This is a genomic window from Sphingobium sp. C100 (genome assembly GCF_000508185.1).
In the GTDB taxonomy this organism is placed as follows: Bacteria; Pseudomonadota; Alphaproteobacteria; order Sphingomonadales; family Sphingomonadaceae; genus Sphingobium.
The window spans coordinates 23,012-29,038 of record NZ_AYOY01000173.1 but is presented as its reverse complement, the minus strand read 5'-3'; the positions used below and the strand labels follow the sequence as shown (position 1 = coordinate 29,038).

The 6,027-nt window shown below is 63.5% G+C and carries 3 protein-coding genes and 3 tRNA genes; 5 read left to right on the top strand and 1 reads right to left on the bottom strand.

What is annotated here, in order from left to right:
• Positions 1-90 precede the first annotated feature (90 nt).
• Together glyS and ppdK are read left to right on the top strand one after the other, a co-directional pair.
• On the top strand, positions 91-2,175 hold the full coding sequence (gene glyS / locus C100_RS41650; protein WP_024021047.1) for a glycine--tRNA ligase subunit beta: 2,085 nt from the start codon (positions 91-93) through the stop codon (positions 2,173-2,175).
• 141 nt (positions 2,176-2,316) lie between these two features.
• The gene (gene ppdK, locus C100_RS41645; protein ID WP_024021046.1) at positions 2,317-5,016 is read left to right on the top strand and encodes a pyruvate, phosphate dikinase; all 2,700 of its coding nucleotides are present in this window, start codon (positions 2,317-2,319) and stop codon (positions 5,014-5,016) included.
• Between the two features lie 38 nt (positions 5,017-5,054).
• Here the strand turns inward: ppdK and C100_RS41640 are convergent, their stop codons facing one another.
• Entirely contained in the window at positions 5,055-5,546 is a 492-nt protein-coding gene (locus C100_RS41640; protein ID WP_024021045.1) for a hypothetical protein, read from the bottom strand.
• Between the two features lie 141 nt (positions 5,547-5,687).
• On the opposite strand from C100_RS41640, the gene C100_RS41635 reads away from it, so the two are divergent.
• From C100_RS41635 to C100_RS41625, 3 genes are all read left to right on the top strand, one after another.
• Positions 5,688-5,764: transfer RNA gene (locus C100_RS41635), tRNA-Arg, on the top strand.
• Between the two features lie 53 nt (positions 5,765-5,817).
• Positions 5,818-5,894: transfer RNA gene (locus C100_RS41630), tRNA-Arg, on the top strand.
• 53 nt (positions 5,895-5,947) lie between these two features.
• A tRNA-Arg gene (locus C100_RS41625) sits at positions 5,948-6,024 on the top strand.
• Positions 6,025-6,027: the final 3 nt, after the last annotated feature.

Here is a 6,027-nt window from a genome sequence, read left to right as displayed (position 1 = left end):
TCACCCTCACGATAGGGCGACACCCCTCCGTCTGGCTGCGCCAGACACCTCCCCTTCAAGGGGAGGATTTTCTCCATGTGGATATGACCAATGACCGACTTCCTCCTCGAACTGCGCTGCGAGGAAATCCCCGCGCGCATGCAGCTCAAGGCCAGCGACGATCTCGCCCGCCTCTTTACCGAGGAACTGGCCAAGTCCGGCCTGACGCCGGGCCGCATCGACAGCTTTGTTACGCCCCGGCGCCTGGCGCTGATCGCGCGCGACCTGCCGCGTGAAACCGCGGCTGTCAGCGAAGAATTTAAGGGGCCGCGCACCAGCGCCCCGGCGCAGGCGCTGGAAGGTTTCCTGCGCAAGACCGGCCTGACCCAGGACCAGTTGGAAGACCGCGAAGGTGTCTGGTTCGCTGTCGTGAACAAGCCCGGCCGCGCCACCGCCGATGTGTTGGCGCAGGCGATCCCCGCCGTCATCCGCGCCTTCCCCTGGCCCAAATCCATGCGTTGGGGCGGCGCGTCGCAAACCACCGAAAGCCTGCGCTGGGTCCGTCCCTTGCAGGGCATCGTCGCGATCCTGGGCGAGGATCTGGTCGATGTGGAGATTGACGGTCTGAAGTCGGGCTATGCCACGCTCGGCCACCGCTTCCATCATCCTGGCGAGATCACCATCGGCGGCGCGCACGACTATGTCGAAAAGTTGCGGGCCTGCCATGTCATCGCCAGCCACCCGGAGCGGCAGGCGATCATCGCGGCGAAGGCTGCCGAAGCCGCTGCCGCGCATGGCTATAGCGTGATCGAGGACAAGTGGCTGGTCGCGGAAAATGCGGGCCTGACCGAATGGCCGGTGCCGCTGCTGGGCGATTTCGATCCGGCCTTTCTGGAAGTGCCGCCCGAAGTCATCCAGCTGACGCTGCGGATCAACCAGAAATATTTCGTGCTGCGGGACGGGGACGGGAAACTGGCGCCCGCCTTCATCTGCACCGCCAATATCGAGGCGAAGGATGGCGGGGCGGCGATCATCGCGGGCAACCGCAAGGTGCTGGCCGCGCGGTTGAGCGATGCGCGCTTCTTCTGGGAGCAGGACAAGAAGACGCGGTTGGAAGAACATGCCAGGAAGCTGGAGCGCATCACCTTCCACGAGAAGCTGGGCACGGTTGCGGATAAGGTGGAGCGGGTGGCAAGATTTGCCCAATTGTTGGCAGAGCATAATATTGTGCCGGGCTGCGATCCGGCGCTGGCGCGTCAGGCCGCCCAGCTATGCAAGGCGGACCTCGTCACTGAAATGGTCGGTGAGTTTCCAGAGTTACAGGGTGTAATGGGCGGCTACTATGCCCTCGCCGAAGGTTTGCCCGATGCGGTAGCTGACGCTATTCGCGATCACTACAAACCGATTGGACAGGGCGACGATGTGCCTACCGCGCCAGTCACCGTGGCAGTAAGCCTGGCCGATAAGCTGGACAGTATCTGGAGCTTTTTCGATATCGACGAAAAGCCCACTGGTTCAAAAGACCCCTTCGCACTCCGCCGGGCGGTGTTGGGCGTCATTCAGCTGATAACGGTAAACAATCTTCGCTTTTCGCTCGAACAGTTACGTCTTTTGGCCGAACGTCCGTTGTTCTCATCGCAAGCGACTGCCGATTTGAGCAATTTCTTCGCCGACCGCCTCAAGGTCCAGCAGAAGGAAGCCGGCATTCGCCACGACCTGATCGACGCGGTGTTCGCGCTGGGTGGCGAGGATGATCTCGTCCGCCTGCTCGCGCGCGTTCATGCGCTCCAGTCCTTCGTCGCGACCGACGATGGCGTGAACCTGCTCGCCGGCTACAAGCGCGCCGCCAATATCCTCAAGAAGGATACTGGGGGGAATATCTCGAAAACCGCAGCGGCAAACATGCTGATAGACGGGCACGTCGCGCCATCGCCGGATGCCCCCGAACCCGCCGAAGCCGCGCTGATCGCCGCGCTCGACGCCGCCGAACCCCGCGCGGCGCAGGCGGTAGCGGAGGAGCGGTTCGAAGATGCGATGGCGGCGTTGGCCAGTCTGCGCGCGCCGATCGACGCCTTTTTCGATGCGGTAACGGTCAATGACGCCGATGCCGGTAAGCGCGCCGCTCGCCTCGCGCTGCTGGCGCGGGTGCGTGACGCAGTGCAAAAAGTGGCAGACTTTTCGAAAATTGCGGGATGAGGGTGTAATGCTTCGTGTGGCGCTGGATAAAATCCGTCAGAGCGCCGGATCAATCTATCCCATTGCGTATTAACAAGCTAGGTTGCGACACTATTGTTGCAGCGCACAACACGGCAATCAGTGCAGGGAGAGCCGGAACACATGGTTATGACGGAAGAGGCCAAGATGAGCAGCATGTCGACCCGCTATGTCTATCGTTTCGGCGGCGGCGTCGATGATGGCGGCAAGGGCGACAAGAATCTGCTCGGCGGCAAGGGCGCCAATCTCGATGGCATGGCCGCGATCGGATTGCCGGTGCCGCCGGGCTTCACCATCACCACCGACATGTGCACGCGCTATTATCAGGATGGCGGCGTCTATCCCGACAGCCTGCGCGAGGAAGTCGCCAACGGCATCGCCCATATCGAAGGCGTGACTGGCAAGCGCTTTGGCGATGCGGCCGATCCGCTGCTGGTTTCCGTCCGTTCGGGTGCGCGCATTTCGATGCCCGGCATGATGGACACCGTCCTCAACCTTGGCCTCAACGACCAAACGGTCGAGGGGTTGGCCGCTACTTCGGGCGACGAGCGTTTCGCCTGGGACAGCTATCGCCGCTTCATCCAGATGTATTCCGACGTCGTGCTGGAACTCGATCATGGCGCGTTCGAGGAAGCGCTGGAGATCGCCAAGGAAGATCAGGGCTATACGCTCGATACCGAAATGACCGCCGACGACTGGAAGGGGCTGGTCGCGGAATATAAGAGCCTCGTCCAGAAGCTGTGGAACAAGCCGTTCCCGCAGGATGTGCATGACCAGCTCTGGGGCGCGATCAGCGCCGTGTTCGGTTCCTGGCAGGCCGACCGCGCCAAGGTCTATCGCCGGCTCAACTCCATTCCGGGCGATTGGGGCACGGCGGTCAATGTGCAGGCGATGGTGTTCGGTAATATGGGCGACACGTCGGCCACCGGCGTCGCCTTCACCCGCGATCCCGCGACCGGCGAAAATGCCTATTATGGCGAATATCTGATCAATGCGCAGGGCGAGGACGTGGTGGCGGGCATCCGCACGCCGCAATATCTGACCCTGGCGGCGCGCGAGCGGGCAGGGGCCAAGCCGCTGTCGATGGAAGAGGCGATGCCGGAAACCTACGCCGAACTGGCGCGGGTCTTCGAAATCCTCGAACAACATTATCGCGACATGCAGGACATCGAATTCACGGTGCAGCAGGGCAAGTTGTGGATGCTCCAGACCCGCTCGGGCAAGCGCACCGCCAAGGCCGCGCTCAAGATCGCGGTCGACATGGCGACCGAGGGCCTGATCAGCGAGGAGGAAGCCGTCGCCCGCGTCGATCCCGCCGCGCTCGACCAGCTGCTTCATCCGACGCTTGACCCCGATGCGCCGCGCGACGTGCTGACCAAGGGGCTGCCCGCCTCGCCGGGCGCGGCGAGCGGCCTGATCGTGTTCGATGCCGATACCGCCGAGCGTCGCAACGAACTGGGCGATTCGGTCATCCTGGTCCGCGTCGAAACATCGCCCGAGGATATTCACGGGATGCACGCGGCTAAGGGCATCCTGACCGCGCGTGGCGGCATGACCAGCCACGCCGCCGTCGTGGCGCGCGGCATGGGCCGCCCCTGCGTCTCGGGCGCGGGCAGCCTGTCGATCGACAATGCCAACAAGATCCTGCGCATCGGTGGCCGCGAGTTGAAGGAAGGCGACATCCTGACCATCGACGGCGCCACGGGCGAAGTGATGGCTGGCGAAGTGCCGACCGTGCAGCCGGAACTGGCCGGCGACTTCGGCACGCTGATGGTTTGGGCCGACAAGGTTCGTCGCCTGCGGGTCCGCGCCAATGCCGAAACGCCGCTCGATTGCCAGACCGCGCGCGATTTCGGGGCCGAGGGCGTGGGCCTTTGCCGCACCGAGCATATGTTCTTCGACGCGGCGCGGATTACGGCCGTGCGCGAGATGATCCTGGCCGACAGCGAGAAGGGCCGCCGCGCCGCACTCGACAAGCTGCTGCCCGAACAGCGCGACGATTTCGCGCAAATCTTCATGGTGATGGCGGGCCTGCCCGTCACTATCCGGCTGCTCGACCCGCCGCTGCACGAATTCCTGCCCCATGGCGAAGCGGAGTTCGAGGAAGTGGCCAAAGGCGCGGGGGTCAGCGTCGATACGCTCAAGCGCCGCGCGTCCGAACTGCATGAGTTCAACCCGATGCTCGGCCATCGCGGCTGTCGCCTGGGCGTCACCTATCCCGAAATTTACGAGATGCAGGCCCGCGCCATTTTCGAAGCCGCGCTGCTCGTCAAACAGCGCAGCGGCGAAGCGCCGATCCCCGAAGTCATGATCCCGCTCGTCGCGACCAGGAAGGAACTGGAGCTGATGAAGGCGATCGTCGACAAGGTCGCCAAGGAAGTCTTTGCCGAACAGGGCGCGTCGGTCGAGTATTTGGTCGGCACCATGATCGAACTGCCGCGCGCTGCCCTCAAGGCCGGGGAAATCGCCGAGGTGGGCGAGTTCTTCTCCTTCGGCACCAACGACCTGACGCAAACCACGATCGGTATCAGCCGCGACGACGCCGGCCGTTTCCTGACCCAATATGTCGATAAGGGCATTTTCGCCCGCGATCCCTTCGTCAGCATTGACGTGGAAGGCGTTGGCCAGTTGATCGAACTGGCGGCCGAGCGTGGCCGGGCGGCCCGTCCGGGCATCAAGCTGGGCATTTGCGGCGAACATGGCGGCGACCCGGCGTCGATCGCCTTTTGCGAACAGACCGGCCTCGATTATGTCTCCGCCTCGCCCTATCGCGTACCGATCGCGCGACTGGCGGCGGCGCAGGCGGCGCTCGCCAAGAAATAAGGCGGAAAGGGCGGGGCATTGACCCCGCCCTTTTTCGTTCAGGTCGATCCGGTCAGGCGGCTGAACAGCCCTGGCTTGTCGCCCCGCTCCAGCTCATGGGCCTGGCCGCGCCAGTCTTCATGCGCGATGGTGCCGGGCTTGAGACCCAGCCGCGCCTCGAGAGTGGCCTCCTGCTCGGCGTTGAGCGCCGCGATCTGGCCGTAGCGGTGATAGCCCGCTTCGTTTAGCGCGACTTCCTGGGCCTGGCTGACGCCCGTGATGCGGCTGAGGTCATCGCGGCCATGCACCGCGCCGCTGACCGCCGTGGCGGTGCCGGGGCCGATCGGCCCGGATTGCCGCTCCAGTTCGGCAATGCGGGCGTTCGCCGCTTCGATCCGGGCGTCGCGATCCTTGATCGCAGCGCGGTGCGCAACCTGCTCATCGTGCCAGAGCCGGCGATATTTGCCGCGCCCGCTCATCATCAGGCCCAGCAGCCAACCCACTATCAAGGCGATCAGCAGCAGCGCCAGTTCGTTCATGGTGAAGCTCATATGGGCCTCCTTTCGTCGTCCTTGAACGGTGGACGGAGACAAAGGTTGCTCAGGGGGGCGGAGCGCCGATCCAGCCGTAGGAAAAGTGCAAAAAAAGGGCTTGCCCAATTGTCCGCGCGCTTCTATCTGCGCGTCTCCATCGCACCCGTAGCTCAGCTGGATAGAGCATCAGACTACGAATCTGAGGGTCGGGCGTTCGAATCGCTCCGGGTGCACCATTTCTTGCAATAGTGGCAGGACAGGCTTCAAGCCGATCCCCGCCAGAGATAATGCACCCGTAGCTCAGCTGGATAGAGCATCAGACTACGAATCTGAGGGTCGGGCGTTCGAATCGCTCCGGGTGCACCATTTCTTGCAATAGTGGCAGGACAGGCTTCAAGCCGATCCCCGCCAGAGATAATGCACCCGTAGCTCAGCTGGATAGAGGATCAGACTACGAATCTGAGGGCCGGGCGTTCGAATCGCTCCGGGTGCACCATCT